The organism is Pseudoalteromonas sp. APC 3893, assembly GCF_030408095.1.
Classification (GTDB): domain Bacteria; phylum Pseudomonadota; class Gammaproteobacteria; order Enterobacterales; family Alteromonadaceae; genus Pseudoalteromonas.
This window is the reverse complement of sequence record NZ_JASDCD010000021.1, coordinates 22,265-46,816: the sequence shown is the minus strand read 5'-3', so window position 1 is coordinate 46,816 and position 24,552 is coordinate 22,265. Positions and strand designations below refer to the sequence as shown.

The 24,552-nt window shown below is 39.9% G+C and carries 19 protein-coding genes; 13 read left to right on the top strand and 6 right to left on the bottom strand.

Annotated elements, in window-relative coordinates:
• The first annotated feature begins 216 nt into the window (after nt 1-216).
• The 5 genes from QMA12_RS18095 to QMA12_RS18075 all read left to right on the top strand — a co-directional run bounded on the left by QMA12_RS18095 (nt 217) and on the right by QMA12_RS18075 (nt 5,417).
• Nucleotides 217-1,224, top strand: coding sequence for a substrate-binding domain-containing protein (locus tag QMA12_RS18095; protein WP_087533187.1), 1,008 nt, complete (start codon nt 217-219; stop codon nt 1,222-1,224).
• Nucleotides 1,225-1,335: 111 nt separating this feature from the next.
• The gene (locus QMA12_RS18090) at nt 1,336-2,586 is read left to right on the top strand and encodes an MFS transporter (RefSeq protein ID WP_087533188.1); all 1,251 of its coding nucleotides are present in this window, start codon (nt 1,336-1,338) and stop codon (nt 2,584-2,586) included.
• Entirely contained in the window at nt 2,583-4,082 is a 1,500-nt protein-coding gene (locus QMA12_RS18085) for a trehalase family glycosidase (protein ID WP_087533189.1), read from the top strand. The genes QMA12_RS18090 and QMA12_RS18085 overlap by 4 nt, the downstream gene beginning before the upstream one ends.
• A 307-nt stretch (nt 4,083-4,389) precedes the next feature.
• A complete protein-coding gene (locus QMA12_RS18080; protein WP_356948029.1) occupies nt 4,390-4,971 on the top strand; it encodes a LuxR C-terminal-related transcriptional regulator in 582 nt (193 codons plus the stop codon).
• Between the two features lie 74 nt (nt 4,972-5,045).
• Nucleotides 5,046-5,417: a hypothetical protein gene (locus tag QMA12_RS18075; RefSeq protein WP_087533190.1), complete on the top strand. Its 372-nt coding sequence runs from the start codon at nt 5,046-5,048 to the stop codon at nt 5,415-5,417.
• Between the two features lie 19 nt (nt 5,418-5,436).
• Here the strand turns inward: QMA12_RS18075 and QMA12_RS18070 are convergent, their stop codons facing one another.
• The 5 genes from QMA12_RS18070 to QMA12_RS18050 form a co-directional block, all read right to left on the bottom strand.
• Nucleotides 5,437-5,814 (bottom strand): DoxX-like family protein, encoded by a 378-nt coding sequence (locus QMA12_RS18070; RefSeq protein ID WP_087533191.1) that lies wholly within the window; start codon nt 5,812-5,814, stop codon nt 5,437-5,439.
• A gap of 139 nt (nt 5,815-5,953) precedes the next feature.
• The gene (locus QMA12_RS18065) at nt 5,954-6,727 is read right to left on the bottom strand and encodes a CsgG/HfaB family protein (RefSeq protein ID WP_290210990.1); all 774 of its coding nucleotides are present in this window, start codon (nt 6,725-6,727) and stop codon (nt 5,954-5,956) included.
• Nucleotides 6,727-7,155 carry a curli assembly protein CsgF gene (locus QMA12_RS18060; protein WP_254911214.1) on the bottom strand — a complete coding sequence of 143 codons (429 nt, stop codon included), beginning with the start codon at nt 7,153-7,155 and terminating at the stop codon, nt 6,727-6,729. The genes QMA12_RS18065 and QMA12_RS18060 overlap by 1 nt, the downstream gene beginning before the upstream one ends.
• Before the next feature lies 1 nt (nt 7,156).
• The gene (locus tag QMA12_RS18055; protein WP_232321827.1) at nt 7,157-7,537 is read right to left on the bottom strand and encodes a curli production assembly/transport protein CsgE; all 381 of its coding nucleotides are present in this window, start codon (nt 7,535-7,537) and stop codon (nt 7,157-7,159) included.
• Nucleotides 7,538-7,590: 53 nt separating this feature from the next.
• Nucleotides 7,591-9,105, bottom strand: a complete 1,515-nt coding sequence (locus QMA12_RS18050) for a curlin (protein WP_290210989.1) — start codon at nt 9,103-9,105, stop codon at nt 7,591-7,593.
• A gap of 599 nt (nt 9,106-9,704) precedes the next feature.
• Here QMA12_RS18050 and QMA12_RS18045 point away from each other — a divergent pair.
• The 8 genes from QMA12_RS18045 (at nt 9,705) to QMA12_RS18010 (ending at nt 23,470) form a co-directional block, all read left to right on the top strand.
• Nucleotides 9,705-12,206, top strand: coding sequence for a S8 family serine peptidase (locus QMA12_RS18045; RefSeq protein WP_290210988.1), 2,502 nt, complete (start codon nt 9,705-9,707; stop codon nt 12,204-12,206).
• A 352-nt stretch (nt 12,207-12,558) separates the two neighbouring features.
• On the top strand, nt 12,559-13,239 hold the full coding sequence (locus tag QMA12_RS18040) for an HAD family phosphatase (protein WP_087533195.1): 681 nt from the start codon (nt 12,559-12,561) through the stop codon (nt 13,237-13,239).
• On the top strand, nt 13,236-14,198 hold the full coding sequence (locus tag QMA12_RS18035) for a sugar-binding transcriptional regulator (protein WP_087533196.1): 963 nt from the start codon (nt 13,236-13,238) through the stop codon (nt 14,196-14,198). The genes QMA12_RS18040 and QMA12_RS18035 overlap by 4 nt, the downstream gene beginning before the upstream one ends.
• A gap of 71 nt (nt 14,199-14,269) precedes the next feature.
• The gene (locus QMA12_RS18030) at nt 14,270-15,991 is read left to right on the top strand and encodes a hypothetical protein (RefSeq protein WP_087533197.1); all 1,722 of its coding nucleotides are present in this window, start codon (nt 14,270-14,272) and stop codon (nt 15,989-15,991) included.
• 22 nt (nt 15,992-16,013) lie between these two features.
• A complete protein-coding gene (locus QMA12_RS18025) occupies nt 16,014-17,537 on the top strand; it encodes a mannitol dehydrogenase family protein (protein WP_290210987.1) in 1,524 nt (507 codons plus the stop codon).
• A 1-nt stretch (nt 17,538) separates the two neighbouring features.
• Nucleotides 17,539-18,453, top strand: a complete 915-nt coding sequence (locus tag QMA12_RS18020; protein ID WP_290210986.1) for a carbohydrate kinase — start codon at nt 17,539-17,541, stop codon at nt 18,451-18,453.
• A 219-nt stretch (nt 18,454-18,672) separates the two neighbouring features.
• Complete coding sequence (locus tag QMA12_RS18015; protein WP_290210985.1) at nt 18,673-20,139, top strand: carbon starvation CstA family protein; 1,467 nt, start codon at nt 18,673-18,675, stop codon at nt 20,137-20,139.
• A 556-nt stretch (nt 20,140-20,695) separates the two neighbouring features.
• On the top strand, nt 20,696-23,470 hold the full coding sequence (locus QMA12_RS18010) for a collagenase (RefSeq protein ID WP_087533201.1): 2,775 nt from the start codon (nt 20,696-20,698) through the stop codon (nt 23,468-23,470).
• Between the two features lie 70 nt (nt 23,471-23,540).
• On the opposite strand, the gene QMA12_RS18005 is transcribed toward QMA12_RS18010, so the two are convergent.
• Nucleotides 23,541-24,551, bottom strand: coding sequence for an ABC transporter ATP-binding protein (locus QMA12_RS18005; protein ID WP_087533202.1), 1,011 nt, complete (start codon nt 24,549-24,551; stop codon nt 23,541-23,543).
• Between the last annotated feature and the right edge of the window lies 1 nt (nt 24,552).

Genomic DNA, 24,552 nt, shown 5'->3' with positions numbered 1-24,552 from the left:
AATAACAAAGCACTAACTAATTTAATGAAATGTTAATGCTGTGTTCTTTTAAACCTTAGAACTTTATGCAAACGTTTGCAATTATTTTTTAAAACTTTCTGTATTATTTTTATACACGGTTATGTTTATGACTAAATTTAGACCTTGACGCAGCCTAATTTTAATAATGATGGTATATTGCGACTTCACGATTTAAGGAAGGCTTCGTAGTTAGCAATGAATAACAAACAACTAAAGTTAGCGGATCTCGCTAAACTTGCGGGGGTATCAACCTCGACAGTATCTCGTGCGTTAAATGATAACCCATTGATAAAAAAAGAAACCAGAGATAAGTTAAAGCAGTTAGCTAAGCAACATAACTTCAGTTTAAATACGGCTGCGAGCCGCCTTCGCTCACAAAAAACCAATGTTGTAGCAGTGATCATAAATTTCGACAGTGGCACTGAACAATCAATTAATGACCCTTTTTTACTTAAAGTGGTCGGAGAAATTAATCTCGCGTTGAATAAGCAAGGGCTAGAACTTCTGCTGTCAAACTCCTTTATGGCCGGCGATGATTGGGCTAATTACTTTATCAATAGTCGTCGGGCCGACGGCATTATTGTGGTTGGGCAAGGCAAAGATCCAGCAAACATTGAAGCCGCCGCTAATGCCGGCGTGCCCTTAGTTGTGTGGGGGGATCCAAAAACGCCCAGTAATTATCCCATTGTAGGCAGTGATAACTTTGTTGGAGGTCGCCTTGCTACTGAGCACTTATTAGCAGGGGGGGCTAGAAATATTGTATTTTTGGGAGACCCAGGACATGCTGAAATAGGTGAACGTTATCGTGGCTATTTGGCTGCTCTAAATACGGCGAAGGCTATACCGCATGTAGTGTCTATCGATATTACCAGTGGTGCAGCGTACCAAGGGATCAACCAATTGTTAGTTGCAAAAGGCTTGTGCTTTGATGGTATTATGGCCTGCAGTGATATGGTGGCATTAGGCGCTATGAAAGCGTTAAAAGAGCGCTATATTAGTATTCCTAACGATGTTGCGTTAGTGGGTTTTGATGATATTGCCATGGCCGATATTAGTCATCCTTCACTTTCTAGCATTAAACAAAACACTCAGCGAGCTTCAGTGCTACTGGTTGATAAATTATTAGCGCAGTTGCAAGGTCAAGCAGCTGAATCGCAAGTTATTGAAATAAAATTAATTAATCGTCAATCTAGCAAGGGTTAAGCCGATAATCCGTTGAGGAAGTTAGGTTAACTTTGAAATTTAAAATGCAAACGTTTGCATTTTATTTTGCGCTACACTATGCTAAAAGAAATCAACATTAGGTTAACGTGCATGAATCCAATAAGAATAACCATAGCGTTGGCGTGTAGCTATTTCGTGTTCGCTATTTTACTCAATAGTGTTGGCACCGTAATTTTACAAGCCATCAATAGTTTTGACATAACAAAAACACAAGCTTCTGTTTTAGAAGGTTATAAAGACCTTACTATAGCAATAGTGTCGTTTGCTGTTGCATCATTTATTCCTCGGCTTGGCTATAAATTGGCCATGCTTGTAGCGTTGGGATTGGTTGCCTTAATGTGCTTGTTAATGCCTTCAATTGCACAGTTTTATGCGTTCAAAATATTGTTTGCTGTGATTGGTTGCAGCTTTGCGATTATGAAAGTATCCGTTTACTCGGTTATTGGCCAAGTCACTGATAATGCCAATCAGCACTCAGCATTGCTTAACACCATTGAAGGTATTTTTATGCTTGGTGTGTTATCTGGCTATTGGGTGTTCTCATGGTTTATTGATAGCACTAATACGCAAAATACAGCATGGTTGAACGTGTATTATTTGCTGGCTGTGTTAACGAGTATAGCCTTTATTTCAGTGCTTATAGCGCCAATAAAAGCACCGCAAAAAGCAACGTTACGCGGCAGTCAATTAACTGCTTTTGTTGACATGCTAACGCTCACTTATAAACCGTTAGTGGTTATATTTATTATCAGTGCATTTTTATATGTGTTGATTGAGCAAGGGGTGGGAACTTGGCTACCTACTTTTAATAATCAAGTACTTAAGCTTCCTGTTGATGTCAGTATACAACTTGCCAGTGTGTTTGCCGCAGCCTTAGCCTTGGGTCGCTTAGTTGCGGGTCAGTTACTACGTGTCATTGGTTGGTATAGTTTATTGCTTAGTTGCTTAGTTGCTATGGGCGTGCTGGTGCTACTGGTATTGCCGCTAACTCATGAAATTGATGGCAGCCAAGTGACGAGTGTATTTGATGTGCCTTTTGCTGCATACATGCTACCGCTAATTGGTTTTTTTATGGCTCCGCTTTATCCGTTACTCAATTCCGTTATGCTCAGTGCCTTAGCTGCACATCAGCAAGCTGCGATGACGGGGTTAATTGTCGTTTTTTCAGCGCTGGGCGGCACCACAGGTTCAATAATCACCGGTTTTATTTTTGATAAATTCAGTGGGCAGCATGCTTTTTATCTTACCTTGATCCCAATTAGCTTATTGTTGATCAGCGTGACTTTATTTAAAAAAATGACAGTAAACTTAGGCTCAGTGCCGGAAAAGGGAATGATATGAATTTTGTAAATAGCCAATTATTTTTAGATGTGCAACTGGCGGCTATATTTAGTGACAGTAAAACATTTGCTGATGCGATTGCTAAAGACAGTTGGCAGGCGGCATGTGAGCGTTATATAAGTATGAAGCCATTAACCGTCCGAGAATTAACAGAGTTTGTAGCGCAGCATTTTACGTTTGAATCAACACAGCTTCCTAATACGCAAAGCAACAACGAGAGTGTACACAGCTATATTGCTAATTTATGGCCGTATTTACACCGCAGTGCCGATGTACCTAAAGCCAGCTCTTTACTGCCACTTAAACACAGTTACATAGTACCAGGTGGACGCTTTCAAGAAATATATTATTGGGATAGTTATTTTACTGCGTTAGGTTTGCAAGATATTGGCGATATAGACAGTATTGAAGCCATGCTTGCTAATTTTATTGATCTGCAAAATCGTAATGGTTGTATTCCGAATGGTAACCGCAGTTACTATAGCTCTCGTTCGCAGCCTCCAATTCTAGCGCTGATGGTTGATTTAATTTGGCAAGAAAAATACCGTAAAAATAATGACTTTGCATGGTTAACGGAATGTGTTGTTGCCCTTGAGCAAGAATATACATTTTGGATGCAGGGTGCTGAGCAACTGAATGAGCAAAGCACATGCTATAGGCGCGTAGTTAAGATGGCTAATGGTGCATTACTTAATCGTTACTGGGATGATCAAGCAACACCTCGACCAGAATCACTGCGAGAAGATTTACAGGATGCATCATCACTGCCAGAGTCACAACGCGCTAATTACTATCGAAATATTCGGGCTGCCTGTGAATCTGGTTGGGATTTTAGTAGTCGTTGGTTGGCTGACAGTAATGAGCTTACAAGTATTCAAACCACGGATATTATTCCTGTTGACTTAAACAGTTTACTTTATCAGCTAGAAAAGCAGTTGAGTGATTATTATAAAATATTAAATGACACCGCTAAACAGGCATATTTTAAAGACCAAGCTAGTGATCGTATAGCGGCCATTAATAAGTACTTATTTAGTACAGAACAGGCTTTTTTTGTCGATTACAATTTTATGCAAGCAGCACAATCAAAAGTCTTATCGTTGGCAGGAGTGGTGCCATTATTTGTTAATTGCGCGAATGAACGACAAGCATTGCAAGTGAGTACAAAAGTGATGCAAGATTTTTTAAAACCCGGTGGTTTAGTAACAACTCTAAACGAAACATCGCAACAGTGGGACAGTCCCAATGGTTGGGCACCATTACAGTGGTTTGCAGTGCAGGGTTTAAGGCAATATGGCTTTGCTAGTGATGCCAATATTATTATCTCTCATTGGCTAAAAATGATTGAAAAACGTTTTAAGGTCGATGGCTGCCTACTAGAAAAATACAATGTTTGTGATTTAACAAACCAAGCGGGTGGTGGTGAATACAACGTACAGCAAGGTTTTGGTTGGACTAATGGTATTACGGCACGATTTTATAATTTAGTTAAATAGTTCATTAATAACAAAGGGTTGCATTTTTATTCTGGTTTAATGAAAAATGGTTGGCGCAAGGAATTGTTAATAACTAAACGTCTAGACGTTTAGCTATTTTTATTTCTTTATAAATCAATGGATTTGAATAAAAAACAGGTTGAATGCTGTAGTTGATTTAGGTATTGTAAACAAAATGTTTCATGGACGAGATGCAATGATTCAACCAACCTCTGTATTTATTAAAACTGTTTTTAAAATGCCAGTCCGCTCTCAGTGTTATCTCTACTTGATTAAAACGTTGGAGGCATTTTTTAGTAAAGTAAAAATGGATGATAGCTTACCCCATAGTAGCAAACGTCATGAATTTGATCTTTTTCTGATCGATAGTAACGGTTGTAATTGGCAAAACTTAATACCAGCAGATTTATTAGCCTTAGCGAAAGAAAAGCCTGTGATTGTGTTTAATGCGCATTCTGATGCTATTTGTGAAAAAAACTTGCTACTAAATAATTTTAAAGGGGTTTTTTATAACAATGATTTACCTGAAGATATCTTTACAGGATTAATGCGAGTTATTAACGATGAACTTTGGTTCAGTCGAAAAATAATTTCAGCCACATTTAATGAAGTGCTAGCTATGGTTAGTCGTTATGAGCCGCAAACAAATTGTGCTTCTGATAGTGAACATGAGGGATTAACAAAACTAACTAAACGTGAAAAGTCAGTGATTTATTTACTTGCGCAAGGTGCTAATAACCATAGTATCGCAGAGCGGTTAAATATCAGTGATCACACCGTAAAAACCCACCTATACAGCGCATTTAAAAAAACCAATTCACGAAATCGCATCGAGCTATCTAATTGGGCGCAGCGTTACATGGCGGTACGATTACCTTTGCACGATTAAATTTTTGATAGTGAGTAATTAATGCAATATTATCAGTGGTAGATATTCACACTAATTAGATTTTAAGGATCATTATGTTAGAAGCTGCAGCAGTTTTACTGTTATTTTGCGGATTTGTTCACTCATATTTGGGTGAAAAGTATATTTTGATCCGGTTATTTAAACGTGACAATTTACCTAAGTTACTCGGTAGTGACTGGTTTACAAAGCGAGTATTGCGATTTGCTTGGCACTTAACTACCATTGCTTGGTGGGGCTTTGCGGCGATCATCTACTGCATATTGCATCCAAGCGGTAATTACAGCATTGATATTCTGCATGTTATTGCAGTGGTGTTTATCTTAAGCGGCATTATGTCGCTGGTGTTTACTCGAGGTAAACACTTGTCGTGGTTATTCTTTTTCTGCATTGCAGGGTTATGTATTGCTGTTGGTAATAATTACTAACAGAGGGTATTTCTCCAAGTTAGTTATTGGGCTGAGTCTTTAGGCTATTTAATAGCACTAAACTTAGGCCAATAATTGGCAAGTTTGTCGTTACTGGATTAAATGCTTCAATTAAAAGTTGTGGTTGTAGCGCAACAACAAAGAGTAATAAGCCAATCAATGCCATGATATTTAAAACAATGATTACTTTTGATTGGTAATTTATAAAAATAAGTATGGCAAATATAACCTCACCCACACCCGCCGATTTAGTGATTAGGTAAGACATTGATTCTGAGAAGCCAAGGCTTGCCGTTATCAGTTTTTCAAGTGGGGCAATGTGAACTAACTTTGGGAATATGCCGTGATATAACCAGCTAAAACTAATGATATATCTGGCAATTTGGACTGATGGCATATACTTTCCTTTGTAAAAGTAGTTAATTGGTGCACCCAGTAGTATACAGCCTTAGTAACAGATTTAATTCTTTAATCTGAACTCTCTGATCAAGGGGGAATTAGAGAGCTTAGGTTATTACTAAGGCTGTGGCTGGGGATTAACTACGCTTGCTTGCCCAGATGCCTTTATCTATGCCTTTGATAACTAAATCACTGAGGGCTTTTTCAATTGCTTGGGTGACACAAATACTCATTGGTTCGTTATCACTAAAACCGGCTTCCGCTTCGGCTAGGCGTTTGTAACTGACATAACGAAAAAAACCTGCGCGCATTTCTTGGCTGAGTACTTTTTTGCTGGTGGCTACGGAGAGCAACACTTGGCCGGTCCTTACATCTACCGCGCGTAAGTAGATTGAAATAGCATCTTCACGGTACAGTTCAGATGCGCCAATACCAAAGTATTCCATACCAAAACCACCGGTTTTCACATTGGTATCGTAGCTAATTATACCGCCTTCTAAAATGATTTTTGCGGTGGTCAGTGGGGGGAGGTCTATCGCATTGGGTTGATCTGCTTGTGATGCACGAATGATTTTTCTCTCAGTTAATATATTTTGTAAACCTTCACGTTCTACAGGGATAAACCAGTCTGATTCGTGTAGTGCTTGCATTAAAATAGAGTTAGCTCCTTGAGTTACCGCGGTCGAAAATGAACTTACATTACCTTGTGGTTTATATTGCCCGGTTTGATCGCGAAAGGAGTACACAGATACGGCTATGCTGCCTGCAGGAGCAGGGAGTTGTTGTATTGCTTTAAATGTCTCAGTGGGTTCTAAACTACTTGCTAGCTCTTGTGAGGGAGGAATTAAATGGCCCATGTTACTGCAGGCAGATAAGAAAATAATCATCAATGTACTAAGTAATAATCTCATTAACTAAACCTCGGTACTTCAATAACTACAACGCTGCCATCAGTCGTATTTGTGATACGAACTGTAATCGAATCAACTGTGCTGGTAACTACTTGAATTTCGTAGTCGCCACTTAAAAAAATAGAGTCTTGGTTAAAAATACTTTCGTCGATATCTTCACCAAAGGCAATATCGGTGATCTCTCTTACCATACGATTTAGGTATGTGCGCTCAAGTGAGTCTTGAAATTTCTCCGCGTAGCTTTGCTCAATGATCGGCGCTTTATGTTTGTTCTGTGCTTGTGCTTTGTTGAGCAACATACTGGCATTGAGCGGGCTGCCACCAAAACTCGGGTTAATAGGCGTATACACGAGCTCTGTGGCAGATATTGATAAGGGAAATAACAGGGCTATTATTGTTGTTATATTTTTTATTGAGTAGGGGATCATTTTACCATCCATTTTTTGCCATATCAGGCGACGCTTTATGTAAATTAGAGCGCGCCATTGCATCCATTACACTGTATAAAGCGTGTTCCACACGCTCATCTATTGGCTCTAAACGACGGCCTAAATAGGTGATATATACAATTTGATTATTCATTACTAAGGTCAGTTGTGTGCCCGCACGAGGAAGTACTGTTTCTTTTATTTCGATATTAAAACCAGCAGTTGAAGGTAGATCGCGCCAAAGATTTGAAAATTCAAAATAAAATTGGTGACCAAAACGACTAATGCTGCGATCAAGCACTAGGCCATCTATTTCTAATTCCTCAGCACCTTGAGATAAGGCTGTGAATGTGGTTAAAAACAGTAAGCTTAGGGCTGTAATAAAGGTTTTCACTAACATCTGTTTCAATATGGGGGGCATGCCCCCCAATATCCCTATTCTTGGGTCACAGTAGCTGTGTTGTAATCACCTACTTGGGTGATGATCACAGAGCTATTAGAATTGGTAATATAGCCTTCGACCAAGTTACCGTTACCTACTTGAGATACTTCAAAGTTGATATTGTCACCACCAACAACAAATGCACCGCCGTCAATGCCAGCAACCATATTCATATCGCCTTGTTGGGCAATATCAATTGAGTGGTTGCTACCTTCCATAACTAAATCTATCGCATTTAGGTCGCCACTTTGTACAAAATCGACCGTGTTATTATTGCTGTCGATTACACTTGCAAAGGTGATAACTGCTTCGTTAGTGTTACCCAGTTGGTTGATATTAATATCATTATCGTTTGATGTAAGTGATGTGTCAGGGTATGAAGATTGGATCAATGCGGTGTTCATATCTCCAGCTTGCGCTAAATCAACATCATTGCCGTCACCATTAAAGTTAGCAATATGGGCGCTGTTTTCGTTACCAATTTGTGTGCTTGAAAACTCATTATCAGCACCCAGTATACCTAGGTAAGTTTCGTTCATTGCACCGTTTTGCATTACCGTTAGTTCGTTGTTATCACCGAGTACATCAACACCAACTTGATTATTATCTTGTTGCTGAGCAACAGAAAGCTGGTTGTCATTCCCGGCAAATAACTCTGAAGTGAACGTATTGCTGTTGCCTTCTTGATCGATAGCTAGGTCGTTATCGTTACCTTCAACAGCCGCGAATGATGCTGTATTCGAGTCACCCGCTTGCTCAATCTCTAAGCTGCTATCATCGCCACGCATAGATAAAGCGGTAACAGTATTGAAATTACCATCTTGATCGATCACAACTTCATTAGCATTACCAACGAGTTCATTGAGTGTAAAAGCGTTAAACAAGCCGTTTTGAGTCACTTCAATGGTGTTTTCGTCACCGCTGATGAGCGACAGCGTCGCTTCATTTAAAAGGCCCGCTTGTGATGCGCTAATTTGGTTACCACTGCCTTGCAAATCAAAGTTATAGAACCAATGGCCGCCATCTTGTTGGGTTACTTCAATATCGTTGCTGTCACCTTGAACTACGTTAATCGCTTCGTTATTAATACCAAAAAAACCAGTACCGTATTGCGCAACTGTTACGGTGTTATCATTGCCCGTAATATCAGATAATGCGCCATTAACCTCACCATCTTGAGTGTGACTTAATGTGTTGTTATTGCCAGTGGTGTAAGTTAACGACAAGTTTTGCAGTTGTTTTTGATCAACGCTAATGCTGTTGTTATCGCCTAAACTTGTTACGTTTGCTTCAAGGCCATCACCTTGCTGCGTGACTGTTACATCGTTACCAATACCTTGCAATGAGGTTTGTTCAATGGTGAGTATATTACCCATCGCAGTACTAGAAACTTGGCTTGCTAATACGGAGCTTGATTGATTTTTATCATCAATATTTGCGTGTGCAACAAAGCTTGAACTTAATGCAATTGCGATTGCACATGTTAATAATGATTTCTTTAACTTCATGATTTTTCCTTAACTTATAATTATTAAAGCGACTATTTCAGTGCTATTGAGCACCCAAACTAGCTGCGTTGTTGTATTTCAGCATGCCTTGCTGATTAAGTTTTGTGATATCAAGAGCAAAAAAGCTCACCCTTGCAAAAGAGAGTGAAGAGTGATGTTGATAACAGTAGCGCTGTGGTGGCAGTTGACTGCTCGCACTCGTTAGTAACCGTTATCAACGAATGATCACTGTATGGTGAATTGAAAAAGACTTAAATCATCTCTTTTTAGGGTTTTTAATTTGCTTTATTTTCAGTTGGTTATGGTTTTTATTGAGTGTATTTACCGATTTCATATAAAAAGTGGTAATAAATGATGGGATCAAGTAAACGCAGTATTTACTACTTTAACTCATAAAAATGAATGTGTTGTTAACAACTGAACCTGTAAAAATAGTGTTAATGACTGATTTTTTAGTGATTATGCGAATTTTTCTTGTGTGTTATGGCTTTTCTGTTCATTTATAAGGCTTGCCATGTGATATTTCAAAAGTAGTGAAGTTAGCAAATCTTAGTTGCATTTATGCGACAAGTTGATATTTCTAACTATGGATACAGAATATGAAAACTAAATTATCTATTTTAAGTTTGGCAATTTTGCCATGTTTAGCAGCAGCACAAGTGACGACTATGACCGCAGAGCCAACTGTTCGCGCTGCTGAAAATTCGTTGCTTGTAATGTATAAAAAAGGCACCTCGCAGGCTATGCGCAGCCAAGCTCGCAGTTTAGTAAAAGCAAAAGTGAGTGATTTAAATAAAGATGGGGTTGATGACAACTATGCGTCGATTCTATCGGGCCGCTTAGCTAAATTTGAAGTTGCAGGAATGAGCACCAAGCAAGCGATTAAATTGCTGCAAACTCATGCTGCGATAGAGTACGTTGAGCCTGATTATCGCGTAAGTATTGCAACGGCTCCTAACGATCCTGACTTTTCAAAGTTGTGGGGATTACACAATGAAGGCCAATCCGGTGGAACAAATGATGCTGATATTGATGCACTTGAAGCATGGTCGATTACAACCGGTGGCAAAGATGTTGTTGTGGGCGTTATCGATACTGGCGTAGATCACAGTCATAGTGATTTAACGGCAAACATGTGGATAAACCCGAATGAAATTGCAGGCGATGGCATTGATAATGATGGTAATGGATACATTGATGATGTGCATGGTATTAATGCTATTACTAATGTTGGTGACCCAATGGATGACCAAGGTCATGGTACGCATGTATCAGGGACAATCGGCGCAGCTGGTAATAACAATAACGGTGTTGTAGGTGTTAATCATGAAGCGGCGATTGTTGGCTGTAAGTTTTTAGATGCGTCTGGCTCAGGCTCTACATCCGATGCGATTAAGTGTATTGATTACATGGTGAGCTTAAAAAATGATGGTGTGAATGTTCGCGTACTGAATAATAGCTGGGGCGGTGGTGGTTTTAGCCAAGCACTTGCTGATGCGATCACTGAAAGTGAACAAGCCGATATTTTATTTGTTGCTGCTGCAGGTAATGATGCAGTAGATAACGACCAAAATCCAAGCTATCCGTCTAACTACGAACATGCAAGTGTATTGTCAGTCGCCAGTACGGATCGTAACGATAATATGTCAGATTTTTCTCAGTGGGGACTCGCGAGTGTTGATTTAGGCGCACCTGGCAGTGCTATTTTATCAACTGTTCCGAGTAATGGCTATGCAACCTACTCAGGCACATCAATGGCGACACCTCATGTTGCTGGGGTTGCTGCTTTAGTGCTTTCTATTAATCCGGATCTTACAACCAGCGAACTAAAACAGCTATTAATGGATAGCGGTGACGATAATGCTCAGCTGCAAGGTAAAACTGTTTCAGGTAAACGACTAAATGCGAATCAAGCATTAGAGCAAGCAGATCCAACACCAAGCTTTAAATTATCTGTCACACCAACTACTCAGCAGATCACGGCCGGTGAAACGGCAACTTATACATTCGAAATTGGCTCCATAGCAGATTGGAATGGCGTGGTTGATCTAGAGTTAGTGAGTGATTTAGCGCAGGCGAGTTTATCAGCAACAACCGCAATTCCGGGCGATACCGTAACATTAACGGTACCTACGTTAGAGTCAACCCAATGGGGAAGCTATAACTTTACTGTAAATGGCAGCTCAGGTGAACTTGCTAAGCAAAAGTCAGTAGGTTTATTGGTTGACCCGGTGGGCTTAAATGATTTCACTTACACAAATGAAACCCCTGTTGATATTCCCGATAACGATACAGCTGGTATCAGTTCAGTGATCACAGTAAATGATCCGCTGACTGTTTTTGCAACTCAAGCGAGTATTGATATTTCACATACTTACGTTGGTGATTTAATCGTTACGTTAACGTCGCCTAACGGAACAAGCTCTACATTACATAGCCAGTCAGGCGGTAGCGCTGATGATATAGTTCAAAGCTACTCTTTAGCTGATTTTAATGGTGAAGTGGCAACGGGTGATTGGGTATTACATGTTGAAGATACCTATGCAGCAGATTCAGGCACGCTGAATAATTGGTCGTTGACCTTTAGTGCCATTGGTGAAGTTAGCCCACAACCACCAGAGGCCGGTTTTGAGTTTGACACACAAGGCCTTGCAGTAAGCTTTACAGACACTAGCCGTGATGCAAATAACGATATCATGCAGTGGAGCTGGGACTTTGGAGATGGCGCTACGTCAACAGATGCAAGCCCAGCGCATACCTATGCGCAAGCAGGCAATTATGAAGTAAGCCTGATGGTCACTGATAGCGAAGGCAATACTGATACATCAATGCAAACAGTGGTTGTGAGTGATGTTGAGGTAGCGTTGAGCTTAGTACGTGCCAATAAAACACGCCTTAATACTATGCGCGTAGAGTTAAGTTGGCCACAAGTTGGCGAGCAAGCACTCAATGTATATAGAAATGGCGAGCTGCTTGGTACAACCGCAGACACAGGTCGCTATCGTGACTTTGCTCGTAATGCCACATTACCTGTATATGACTACCAACTATGTGTTACTGAAAATGTATGTTCGAACATTGTGACGGTTACATTCGAATAAGCTAGATAAATCTTAATTATCTACAAAGCTCTGCTATCCCCTGCAGGGCTTTTATTGCTTTGGTTTTATCTATTTATAAACTTGCGCCATTTAGCCTTTTAGCTGAACCCAGTGTATGGAGTGGGTGCTTGTAATGTCTTTTTAATCACTCTTAGACTTAAGTCTTATGCTTGACGCTAACTCATTCGAAACTACAGATTTTTCATCCTTTTCTTCACCAATGATATTCATTCTGGTGCATTAGATATTCACTTTTTATTGACATTTACCTATATAGAAGAGAATATGCTCGCTCTTTGGGCTAATGCCCAGATTGGTGAATGATGGGTTTAATTGCACAAAAAGGTGGCAAATGGCCAATAAGATAGAGCTAGTTATATTTGATTGTGACGGTGTTGTTATTGATAGCGAGGTACTAAGTGCCCGAGTGTTAATAGACATGTTGAGAGATTTCAATATCAATATAGACATGCATTATGTTCAGCGTCATTTTTTAGGTTGTAGCTTTAAATCAGTTAGCGAGAAAATAGCCACCGCTTTTGAGGTTAATTTACCACATCAGTTTGAGAGCGATTACAGGCACACGCTGGTTACTATGTTTGCAGAGCATTTACAGCCAACGGCAGGTATTAAGAACATATTGTTAAACTTAAATGTGCCATTTTGTATTGCAACTAGTAGCAGTTTACAAAGAACGCAAAAAGCATTACATGCAGTTAAATTTGACTCATTATTTACAAATATTTTTACCAGTGAAGAAGTTACTTTAGGTAAACCAGCGCCAGATTTATTTCTACATGCCGCAAATAAGATGGGTGTTTTACCGCAAAACTGTTTAGTCATTGAGGATAGTAGCGCAGGCATTCAAGCTGCAATAAGCGCAAATATGCCAGTCATGCACTATTTTGGCGGTCAGCATTTAGAGAAGGGTGTTAACCATGTACATATAAACTTCCCTGAAGTTGCATTGCTTGATCATTGGCAGTCGTTTTTTATTTCCCATCCAGAGCTTAAAAGTAAGTCGTTATTATGAAACAAAAATCAAACAGCGAATTAAAAAAACTAGAAGATGCTGCACGTGCAGCGTGGCTTTATTATGTGGCAAAAAATACACAAGATGAGATAGCGCAAAAATTAGATGTATCACGTCAATCTGCGCAACGACTGATTGCACTCGCTGTAAGCGAAGGCTTAATAAAAGTTAGATTAGATCACCCAATTACTCATTGTATGGAACTTGCCGAGCAGCTAAAAACAGCATTTAATTTATTAGAATGTGAGGTTGCACCAAGTGATCCTACTGATATTAATTCTACTTACGGCCTTGCACAAAGTGGCGCAAAAATATTAGAGCGTTATTTAAAATCAAAACAGCCCAAAACACTTGCCTTTGGAACAGGGCGTTCATTAAAAGCGTGTATTGAAGAGCTGCCTAACATGGATTGCGAACAGCATAAATTAGTCTCGATTGTGGGCAATATGATGCAAGATGGCTCCGCTTCAAAATTTGATATTGTGGTCAGTATGGCTAATCGTGTTAATGCTAAGCACTTCCCGTTACCTCTGCCTTTATTTGCACAAACACAAGCGCAAAAACACTTATTACACGACTTAGCTCCCGTGAAAAATATCTTCCAACTAGCTGCGAATGCTGATGCTACTTTCGTGGGAGTAGGTCATATGACAAAAAATTCCCCGTTATTGATGGATGGTTTTATTGAACCTGAACAACTGCAATCATTTCAAGACACTGGCGTGGTAGGTGAAGTTGTAAGTTGGCTTTATGACGAAAACGGTAAACTTATTAATAACGAGCTCACTCAGTGCTTATTGAGTGCGCCACTACAAATTAAGACAGATAAACCTGTTTTTGGTATTGCTGCTGGTCCGGAAAAAGTGACGGCTTTAATAAGCGCTTTGAAAGGTAAGCTGATTAATTCGTTAATTACTAATGAATATACAGCTGAACAAATTCTTAAACGTATTTCATAAAAATTAATAACACGCCTTAAATCGTTATTCGTACAAGGGTACGAACAATGGTATGGGTATAGGAAGTGATAATGACAACACATCAAAACACACCTAATTTTAGTGAGGTAAATGAGGAGCAGCTACCGGTTGCTCAACATAAGCTTCATGGCTGGAAGCACTTTGCTGGGCTATATGCCGGTGAGCATGTTGCAGCAACTGAGTTTGTAATAGGTGCAACATTTGTGGCTCTGGGTGCCTCAACAATGGATATATTACTCGGTTTACTAATTGGTAATTTACTTGCCATGTGTTCTTGGTGGTTGATCACTGCACCCATTGCAGTAGAAACTCGTCTGAGTTTATATAACTACTTAAACAAAATTGCTGGTAACTCAATGACCAAGCTCTATAACTGGGCTAACGTGGTTATTTTTAGTGTGATATCAGCGGCGATGATCACGGTATCTTCCACCGCGGTGCGGTTTTTGTTTGATATACCCGCGCAGCTTGACTGGTATCCAAATAGCTTATCGTTTGTAGCCATTGTTTTAGCCGTTGGCTCTATCGTGGTGTTTGTCGCTATGTATGGTTTTTCTACGGTTGCTGACTTTTCAAAACTGTGCGCGCCGTGGCTATTTGTTATTTTTGTGGGTGGCTCGTTTGTGCTTTTTCCTGAGTTATCAAATCACGTATTGGGGTCAACCACATTATCAGGGTTTAGTGACTTTATTGCGATAGGCGACGCTTCAATTTGGACAGGAACAAATGCTGATGGTGAAAAAGGCATTGGTCTGTTAGAAGTGATTGGCTTTGCATGGGCTGCTAATTCAATTACCCACTTTGGTTTAATCGACATGGCTATTTTTAGATTTGCGAAACGCAAAAGCTATGGTTTGTTCTCTGGTGTGGGCATGTTTTTTGGTCATTACTTAGCGTGGATCTCTGCGGGTATTATGGGCGCAGGTGTTGCGGTATTACTAAAAACAACGATTTCATCACTGGATCCGGGCGACGTTGCATACCATGCATTAGGTTGGACTGGTTTTGTGATTGTTATTATTGCTGGTTGGACAACAGCTAACGCAAACCTTTATCGTGCAGGCCTTGCAGCGCAATCCATATTTGTTAATCAATCACGTGAACGCACAACCGCTATTGTTGGTGTGGTCACCGTGATTATTGCGTGTTTCCCATTTGTATTTTCACAAATGCTACCGCTACTTACCTACGCTGGTTTATTAGTTGTGCCTGTGGGCGGCATTGTATTTGCTGAGCATGTGTTATTTCCTAAAATTGGCTTAACACGTTATTGGGCTAAATATAAAAATATAACTCGCAGTGTACCTGCCATTGCTTCTTGGGCTGCTGCATTGGTCTTTGGTTTTGGTTTAAATGCGCTTGATGTGATGTCGTTTTATTATTTATTTATTCCTACTTGGTTTTTTACCATCGTTATATACACCGCCTTAGCTAAAAAATATGGCGCTGATGAAGATTACAGCGATGCAATTATTGCAGATGAACAAGAATTAAAAGCAATTAAGGCGTATCAGCAAGATGCAGCTAAAACCCTTTCACCTGTTGTTATTGACTCATCAGTGTTTACGAAAGTATTGAATGCGATATCAACATTATCATTAATCACTATTTTTATTTTTGCCAGCCAAGTGATGTTTTTTAGCGACACTATGAGCATTTATAAAGATAACAAATCACTTTTTGAAATAGTGTGCTTCATCTGTACGCTTCTATATTTTGCAACTGCTTACTGGTCGCTCAAGCGCCATAAAGCATTGAATACCTCATCGTAAATCTGTTTAGTAAGGCAACGATATGACCAAATTACAACACACACAAGCTCATACTACTGAGCTAAATCAGCACAATATTGCTTCATTATCGAATATTGTTGATGTTCCTACTTACGATCGTAGCAAAGTTAAAGCAGGTATTGTACACATAGGTGTGGGCGGCTTTCACCGTGCGCATCAAGCAGCTTATATAAATGAGTTGCTTAAAACCCCAGGGAACGAGCAGTGGGGAATTTGTGGTGTTGGTCTGTTAGAAGCAAACCGTGGTTTGCGAGATGTTCTGGCCAAACAAGACAATCTTTATACACTTACTATTAGGCATCCAAATGGGCGTGTTGAAAACAAGGTTATAGGTTCAATGGTGGAGTTCTTGTTTGCACCTGAAAGCAAACAAACGGTTATTGATAAAATGGCTCACCCAGATACAAAAATTGTCTCGTTGACCATTACGGAAGGGGGTTATAATTTACACCCAGCTACCGGCGAATTTGATTATTCCAACCCCGATATTATTCATGATATTGCTAATCCATCAGAACCAATTACTGCTTTTGGTTATATAACTGCGGCGCTTAAACTACGCAAAGAGCAAGGCCTTGCGGCATTTACAGTGCAATCGTGCGATAACATTCAACATAACGGACACGTTACGCGAAAAATGTTATTAGCCTTTGCCCATAAACAAGATGCTGAATTAGCGCATTGGATTGAGCAACATGTTGCATTTCCTAATGCGATGGTTGACCGTATTACGCCCATTTCAAAACAATCTGATATTGATTATGTGAGCCAAACCTACGGTCTAACAGATGGTTGGCCAATTACGTGTGAGTCTTTTACTCAATGGGTTATTGAAGATTCGTTTAGTAATGGTCGCCCTAACTGGGATACTGTTGGTGCGCAGTTTGTCAGCGATGTAACGCCTTATGAAAAAATGAAAATTCGTTTATTAAATGCGGGTCATTCAGTACTTGGGTTGTTAGGTGAACTTCATGGTTACAGTACTATTGATGAAACTGTATCCGATCCATTATTTGCTAAATACCTCCGTGCATTTATGGATTTAGAAGTAACACCTCTGCTGGATGAGCTTCCTGGTATTGATCTTGATAGCTACAAAGATACTTTAATCGAGCGTTTTGCTAACCCAAATATTAAAGACAGTCTTGCGCGTATTTGCTCACAAAGTTCAGCAAAATTACCTAAATTTTTAATCGCAACTATCAGTGACAATCTTATCCAAGAGCGAGATATATCATTGGCCACATTAGTGATTGCAAGTTGGTGTCTATACAGTGATAAGGGTGTAAATCAACAAGGTGAAACGCTTGAAATTCATGATGATATGGCTCAAGAGTTAAACGCCGCGGCTAAGTTAACTACAATAAAGCCGACGTCATTTATTGAACTTGAAAGTCTTTTTGGTGACTTAGCCGAAAATGAAGAGTTTATCAGCCAGTATACTCATTCAATAACCGCAATTTATGCACCTCAGAGCCAAATAAAAGATGTAATGGCAGCCACCTTAGCTAAAAAGGGTAAATAAAATGAGTGTATTGATAAAGCAAAAAGTAGCCAGCGATTTAACTATTAGCTGTTTTGGTGAAGTTTTATGGGATTGCTTTGACTCAGGTAAGCGATTAGGTGGTGCGCCTTTAAACATGTGCGTTCGCATAAATGCATTGGGTATTAAAGCAGATATGATAAGCGCGGTAGGTAATGATGAGCTTGGTCATGAATTGCTAGGTGAAATAGCCGCTAGGGGCGTTAGTTGTGACTACATCGCAGCAAACAGCAAGCCGACAAGTATTGTTGAAGTGACACTCGATAATAGTGGTAGTGCAAGTTATACCATTGTCGCTGATACGGCATGGGATAACATTGCTTTAACCGATAAATTAGTCAACAAAGTGTCTACGGATGATGTATTTGTATTCGGTAGTTTAATTGGCCGCAGTGCTCATTCTTACGCTACTTTACAGCAACTACTTGAGGTGGCGAACTTTAAAGTATTTGATGTTAATCTTCGTGCTCCTCATTATAAGCTTAATACTTTGATAGAGCTTATGAATAAAGCAGACTTTATAAAGCTTAACGATGATGAGCTTTATGAAATAGCAAAAGCGATGGGATGTAAGTATCACTCACTTGAACAAAATCTCGCGTATATTGCTGAGCACACCAACACTGATTATTTGTGTGTCACAAAAGGCAGCCATGGTGCTTTACTTACGATTAAAGGGGTTAATTACTACAACTCTGGCTATTTAATCAATGTGGTTGATACTGTGGGTGCTGGGGATTCATTTTTAGGTGCGCTTATATATCAACTGTGTAGTAGTAATGATCCTCAACACAGCGTTGACTTCGCATGTGCTGTAGGGGCAATGGTTGCAGAAAGTCAGGGGGCTACGCCAATTTTAAGTCATCAACAAATTAATGAGTTTATGGATCCTGTGTGATCTAGATGCTATTTAGAAAGCGGTTTTATTAACCGCTTTTTTGTTGCCTATGATTTGTGGGTACGAGTACTTTGTACCAATATATTTTGCAATATTATCTTATAGTCTTATTGTTTATCAAGCCAAGCACTGATAACGTGCGGCGATTGTTCACGGATTGAAAAGCGGAGCGGCCGACAACACGCTCTAATACACTCATACAAAAAGAGAAACGTGCTAATGATAATCTTTTTTATCTGTCTAACTATTTTAATACTGGGCTATAAGTTCTATAGTCCTTTTGTAGAAAAACAAGCAGGTATGGACTCGACTGTAGCCACACCACAAACGCGTTTTAGCGAAGGTGTTGATTATGTACCGATTCATCCAGTTCGTGCATTTTTAATTCAGTTTTTAAATATCGCCGGTGTGGGCCCCATTTTTGGTCCCATACTTGGTGCATTATACGGGCCAGTTGCCTTGGTCTGGATTGTATTGGGTAATGTACTTGGTGGTGCCGTACATGATTTTTTCTCGGGTGTAATGAGCATCAAAGAAGATGGCAAAAGTTTACCTGAGATAGCTGGTAAGTATTACAATGTGGTATTTAAAGGCTTTATGTTAATTTTCACCGCCATGCTGCTGTTTTTTGTGGGTGTGGTGTTCATCATGAGCCCTGCTGGCCTGTTGAGTAATTTGGATTTATTTAAAGATACCTTTTTAGCAAATAATACTTTTTGGGTGTTGGCTATTTTAGCGTATTACTTTTTAGCCACTTTATTACCAATTGATAAAATAATAACGCGCTTTTATCCAATCTTTGGTTTATTGATGATTGTGATGACGGTGGCGGTTGCCGTCTCATTATTAATGAATGCACCACATCTACCAGTGGCAGGTGATTTTTTAGCATACTTTGAAGCGGATCATGCGCATGATTTCTTATCACCAAACCCTGATGGCTTGCCAACTTGGCCATTGTTGTTTATTACTATTACATGTGGTGCGATTAGTGGCTTCCATTCAACGCAAGCACCTATTATCGCGCGCTGTTTAACCAACGAAAAATACGTACGTCCAGTTTATTACGGCGCAATGATGTGTGAAGGTATTGTCGGTTGTGTTTGGGCACTTGCAGGTATTGCAGCATTCCCTGAAGGCTATGAAGGCTTAAAATCAATGCTTGATTTAGGTGGCCCGGGGCTGGTGGTTAATCACATTGCCAATAGTTACTTAGGTGTGCTGGGCGGGATTATGGCTATTATCGCTGTTGCGGTATTCCCAATCACTTCAGGTGATACGGCGTTTCGCTCACTACGCTTAACTGTGGTTGATGCCTTTAATATTCCACAAAGTTTACGCAACCGCTTATTGTTAGCAGTGCCAATTTTGACGATAGCATACTTTATGACAAAGCTTGATTTCTCATTAATTTGGCGCTATTTCGCGTTTTCAAATATGTTGTTATCGACCAGTGTATTATGGCTTGCAACTAAGTATTTATTTGACCGTGGTGCGTTCCACTGGATTGCCAGTGTACCTGCAGTAATTGCCACCGCAGTGACTCTTTCATACATAATGACTGCGGCCATAGGCTTTAACTTATCAAGTGATTTTGGTAAGCCAATTGGTATCGTTGTTGCTGTAGTCGGCCTGATAGGGCTTGTTATAGTGAACTCAAAGCATAAAAAATCGTTAGCGCAGTAATTGCTAATAAATATGAAAAAGCGAGCAATCACAGCTCGCTTTTTTGTAAATTATGTGGTGAGACAATTATCATATATATCTTTAAACCAAAGTTATAATTGTATTTAAAATACGTTTATAACTGATATTAAAAGCTGATATCGTGATACGGCTAATTGAGATGCTAAACTACAATATTTTCTAACAAGATAGTTTTACTGTTCTAGTAAACCTGAAGAACCACAATAAAATTAGTTAACATGCCAAATATTCTAAACACAGACGATAATTATAAAAATACCAACAAAAACTTGGTGAGTGTTTTTAACGTTAGCTTGCCCACCTTATTCCTAGTTTGTAAATCACACCTACGCAGAGTATAGCATTTCATGCACTGAACCTGCTGTCATTGCAATTAAATTAATCAATCCAAAAGTACTGCCTTTTTGTAAAACTAGCATATTGATATGCGTTAATAATATATAAAATATATTGTATACAATGATAATTAAATGTTACAAATAAGTTTCAGGCACCCCTTTTGGGTTGAAAGATAAAAAATAATTAAAGGTATATTATGAAAATTAACACATTGATTTTGGCTCTTCCTATATTAGGTATGAGTTCTGTAACGCTGGCAAATACGTTGAGTGAACGAACTTTTAAGCCCCAGCCTGCTGTCATTGAACGAGTACACCATCATGGTGTTGAGGAGCACCACAATGAAAAGGCGCCGATTGCTCAGGTAGAAAGTCAGCCATCGCTTTTTAGCGCACGCATTATGAGTCATCAGGCTGCTGCTTTAAGCTGTGATTTAAATGCATTGGCTAGTGCAAATACATCGAGCATTATCACTGAAATAAAAAGCCAAGGTACAAGTTGTATTAATGAGTTATTTAGTGCCTCAGCGTCAATACAAAGCCAAGTGTTTACATCAGATAAAATGTTCGCTGTTGCAAATCATGCAAAGTCACTTTCGCAGACTTATGTAGGAGGTGGAGACGTTGAGCTTGAAGCGTTATTTTTATATTTACGTACAGGGTTTTATGCTGAATTTTATAATGACAATGTGAGCCTTGCTACTTGGGTAACAACCGCTGTAGTCGGTGCGATAGATGCATTTGTTGCTAATAGCCATTTTTATGATGACAACGATGGGCACGGTAAAACGTTAAATGAAGTGATAATTACAATGGACAGTTCAGAGCAGCAGCATCGCTATTTGAACGTTGTAAAACAATGGCTAACACGTTTTAATGAAAGCTATGCAACCAAATGGAATATTCGTGGTGCAGTGAATGGTATCTTTACCTTACTGTATCGTGGGCAATGGAATGATGCGTTTGTCACAGCTGTGGGCACAGACACAGATTTAGTTACAAAACTTAATGCGTTTACGCAAAAACAATGGATGATTGGCTCGGATGCACAGTTTCTTATCGTTAACGCAGCCAGTGAATTAGCTAGGCTCAAGCAATATTCAAATACCTCAATTCAAACAACGGTTGATAATGGCTTAAAAGCAATTTTTAGTACTTATAGCAGCTTTGGCTATGGAGATGCTGTTTGGCTTGCGGCGGCAGACTCTGTAAGTTATTACACTGATTGTAATGATTATGGTATTTGTGGTTTTGTGGATGATCTTATTACACAAGCTTTATCGCAAAGCTATAGCTGTAGTAGCACTATTAAAATTCGTTCGCAAAACATGACTGCTATACAGCATGCGGCAGCGTGTGATGCAATGGGCGCTGAAGAAGGATTATTTCATACTAAGTTAGCAACGAATAACACCCCCGTTGCAGATGATAATAACAACTTCTTGCAAGTTAATATTTTTGATAGCAGCGATGATTACGGTAAATATGCAGGCGCAATCTTTGGGATCAATACCGATAATGGCGGAATGTATTTAGAAGGTGACCCATCAGTAGTAGGTAATCAAGCAAACTTTATTGCCTATGAAGCAAGTTATGCCAATGCAGAGCATTATGTATGGAACTTAGAGCACGAGTATGTTCATTATCTTGATGGACGGTTTGATTTATATGGTAATTTCAATTCCCCTACTGAGGATATTGTTTGGTGGTCTGAAGGTGTTGCAGAGTATGTTGCAAATCTAGATAACAATGATGCTGCTAAAAATACTATTAGTGATGGCTCGCGTTATACCTTAGCGCAAGTGTTTGCCACCACTTACGACGGCTTTGATCAAGACCGTATTTACCGCTGGGGCTATTTAGCCGTACGCTTTATGTTTGAGCGTCATAATGATGAAGTAAATGCCATGCTAGCACATACCCGAGTGGGCGACTGGAGTGCTTATAAAGCTAAAACGGTACAGTGGGCAAATAGTTATGAAAATGAATTTGTGCAATGGTGCGATGATTTAGTGGCAGGCACGCCAACAAACAGTTTGCCTATAGCGCAAATAAATGGCCCATACTCAGGTGTACAAAATAGTGAAATGAGTTTTACGAGCAATGGTAGTATAGATAGCGATGGCTCAATTGTAAGCTACCAATGGGATTTTGGTGATGGCAGTGCATCAAATACAGCAAATCCATTTCATACATACACGAGTGCAGGCGAATACAATGTAAGCTTAACTGTTGTTGATGACGAAGGTGCCAGTACATCTGTGACGACGACTGCAAGTATCGAACAAGATAACAGCGGTGGTGATAGGGTACTGCAAAATGGTCAATCAGTTACTGTAAATGGTTTACAGGACGAGCTTCAGTATTTCACTTTTGTTGTTCCGCAAGGCGCAAGCGAACTTACATTCAGTATCGCTGGTGGTACAGGTGATGCCGATTTATATGTTAGTTATGAGGCCACACCAAGCGAAGCGATTTATGATTGTCGTCCATATGTTGGTGGTAACAATGAGCAATGTGTTATTGAACCAGCCGAGCAAGGAACATATCAAATAATGCTACGCGGATATAATGCGTTTGATAATGTAGCGCTTACGGCATCGTTTACGCAAGCAACATCAAATGTCCCCGATGTATGTTCGACTCAAGGAAGCCGTAGTAATGGGCGTTTAAATGATGGTGAAGTGATTTGCTTAGGTAACAGCGACCCAATGTGGTTTAGTATTGCCGATGTGCAAAGCCAAAATGGTATTTCAATTACAACAGCAAATGGTTCAGGCGATATCAGCTTAAGCTACGCTGCAAGTGGCTGGCCTAATGGCAGTAATGAAGTAGCGCAGTCTAATAATAGTGGCAATGCTGAATGTATTTATATCTCAGCTCAGAATGAATATTGGGGTTATCTAAAAGTGGCTGGAAATAGCAATGGCGCAAGTTTGGTGGTTGATTTTAATAGCCAAGGTTGCCGTTAATAACACTTTATTTTAAGAGGTGAAATTCCTACACAAAGCCCATGAAAATGGGCTTTGTGTTTAATGTATTTTAGCGTCTATAAACCGCCAGTGGGTGAGATGTACTTAATGACACATGTACTTTATCGCCAGGATTTACGACCACTTCATGACTTACTCGGCTGGTAACCAATGTTTTACAACCAAGCTGTACAGCGCATAAACGACTGCCGCCTTCAAAGCGTACCCATACTACAACCCCATTATTACCAGTTTCACCTTGGACTAAAACAACGTCGTCTGGGCGTAGCAGTACGTCGACATCACCAAGCTCACAATCAATGCCGTGTGCGGGAACATTTCCGATATCTGTGCGGGCTATACCTTGATTAAATTGACCACGAATAAAGCTTGCCTCACCTAAAAAGCGTGCAACAAAACGGTTGCTTGGCATACTAAAACAGTGCTCTGGGGTATCGAGTTGTTGGATTTTACCTGCTTGTAAAATACCGACACGGTCACCAATAGATAGCGCTTCTTCTTGGTCATGGGTGACCCAAATAGCAGGAACGCCAGCTTCTTTGAGTGCATTACGGATATCCCAGCGCAGCATGTCTTTTAATGCCGCATCTAGGTTAGAAAGTGGTTCATCAAGTAATACAAAATCAGGTTGGTGGGCGAGTGTACGAGCAAGAGCGACCCGTTGTTTTTGCCCTCCAGAGAGCGTTGCAGGCTTTTTATCACGAAAGTCGTCAAGGCCGAGTAATTTTATCCAGTGATCGGCAATGGCGGTGTCTTTCAATCTAAAACAGATATTTTGCACCACGGTTAGATGTGGGAATAGGGCAAAATCTTGAAACACCATACCGACACTTCGCTTTTCTGGCGGAACTGTTAGTTTAGGTGTCGCTTTCCATTTAGCGAGTTTGATTTCTCCCTCACTGATAGGTATAAGTCCTGCAAGTGCTTGCAATATAGTACTTTTACCACAGCCCGTAGGACCAACGAGCATGAGAATTTCACTGTTTTCGAGCGATAAGTCGAGCTCGCTCACTACGCGGTTAGTGCCATAATCTATAGACAACTGGCTTACAGATAGCATT

What these genes read in the sequence shown, in the direction of transcription:
- QMA12_RS18095 (WP_087533187.1), top strand. Translation starts at nt 217, where the DNA reads ATGAATAACAAACAACTAAAGTTAGCGGATCTCGCTAAACTTGCGGGG.
- QMA12_RS18090 (WP_087533188.1), top strand. Translation starts at nt 1,336, where the DNA reads ATGAATCCAATAAGAATAACCATAGCGTTGGCGTGTAGCTATTTCGTG.
- QMA12_RS18085 (WP_087533189.1), top strand. Translation starts at nt 2,583, where the DNA reads ATGAATTTTGTAAATAGCCAATTATTTTTAGATGTGCAACTGGCGGCT.
- QMA12_RS18080 (WP_356948029.1), top strand. Translation starts at nt 4,390, where the DNA reads ATGGATGATAGCTTACCCCATAGTAGCAAACGTCATGAATTTGATCTT.
- QMA12_RS18075 (WP_087533190.1), top strand. Translation starts at nt 5,046, where the DNA reads ATGTTAGAAGCTGCAGCAGTTTTACTGTTATTTTGCGGATTTGTTCAC.
- QMA12_RS18070 (WP_087533191.1), bottom strand. Translation starts at nt 5,814, where the DNA reads ATGCCATCAGTCCAAATTGCCAGATATATCATTAGTTTTAGCTGGTTA.
- QMA12_RS18065 (WP_290210990.1), bottom strand. Translation starts at nt 6,727, where the DNA reads ATGAGATTATTACTTAGTACATTGATGATTATTTTCTTATCTGCCTGC.
- QMA12_RS18060 (WP_254911214.1), bottom strand. Translation starts at nt 7,155, where the DNA reads ATGATCCCCTACTCAATAAAAAATATAACAACAATAATAGCCCTGTTA.
- QMA12_RS18050 (WP_290210989.1), bottom strand. Translation starts at nt 9,105, where the DNA reads ATGAAGTTAAAGAAATCATTATTAACATGTGCAATCGCAATTGCATTA.
- QMA12_RS18045 (WP_290210988.1), top strand. Translation starts at nt 9,705, where the DNA reads ATGAAAACTAAATTATCTATTTTAAGTTTGGCAATTTTGCCATGTTTA.
- QMA12_RS18040 (WP_087533195.1), top strand. Translation starts at nt 12,559, where the DNA reads ATGGCCAATAAGATAGAGCTAGTTATATTTGATTGTGACGGTGTTGTT.
- QMA12_RS18035 (WP_087533196.1), top strand. Translation starts at nt 13,236, where the DNA reads ATGAAACAAAAATCAAACAGCGAATTAAAAAAACTAGAAGATGCTGCA.
- QMA12_RS18030 (WP_087533197.1), top strand. Translation starts at nt 14,270, where the DNA reads ATGACAACACATCAAAACACACCTAATTTTAGTGAGGTAAATGAGGAG.
- QMA12_RS18025 (WP_290210987.1), top strand. Translation starts at nt 16,014, where the DNA reads ATGACCAAATTACAACACACACAAGCTCATACTACTGAGCTAAATCAG.
- QMA12_RS18020 (WP_290210986.1), top strand. Translation starts at nt 17,539, where the DNA reads ATGAGTGTATTGATAAAGCAAAAAGTAGCCAGCGATTTAACTATTAGC.
- QMA12_RS18015 (WP_290210985.1), top strand. Translation starts at nt 18,673, where the DNA reads ATGATAATCTTTTTTATCTGTCTAACTATTTTAATACTGGGCTATAAG.
- QMA12_RS18010 (WP_087533201.1), top strand. Translation starts at nt 20,696, where the DNA reads ATGAAAATTAACACATTGATTTTGGCTCTTCCTATATTAGGTATGAGT.
- QMA12_RS18005 (WP_087533202.1), bottom strand. Translation starts at nt 24,551, where the DNA reads ATGCTATCTGTAAGCCAGTTGTCTATAGATTATGGCACTAACCGCGTA.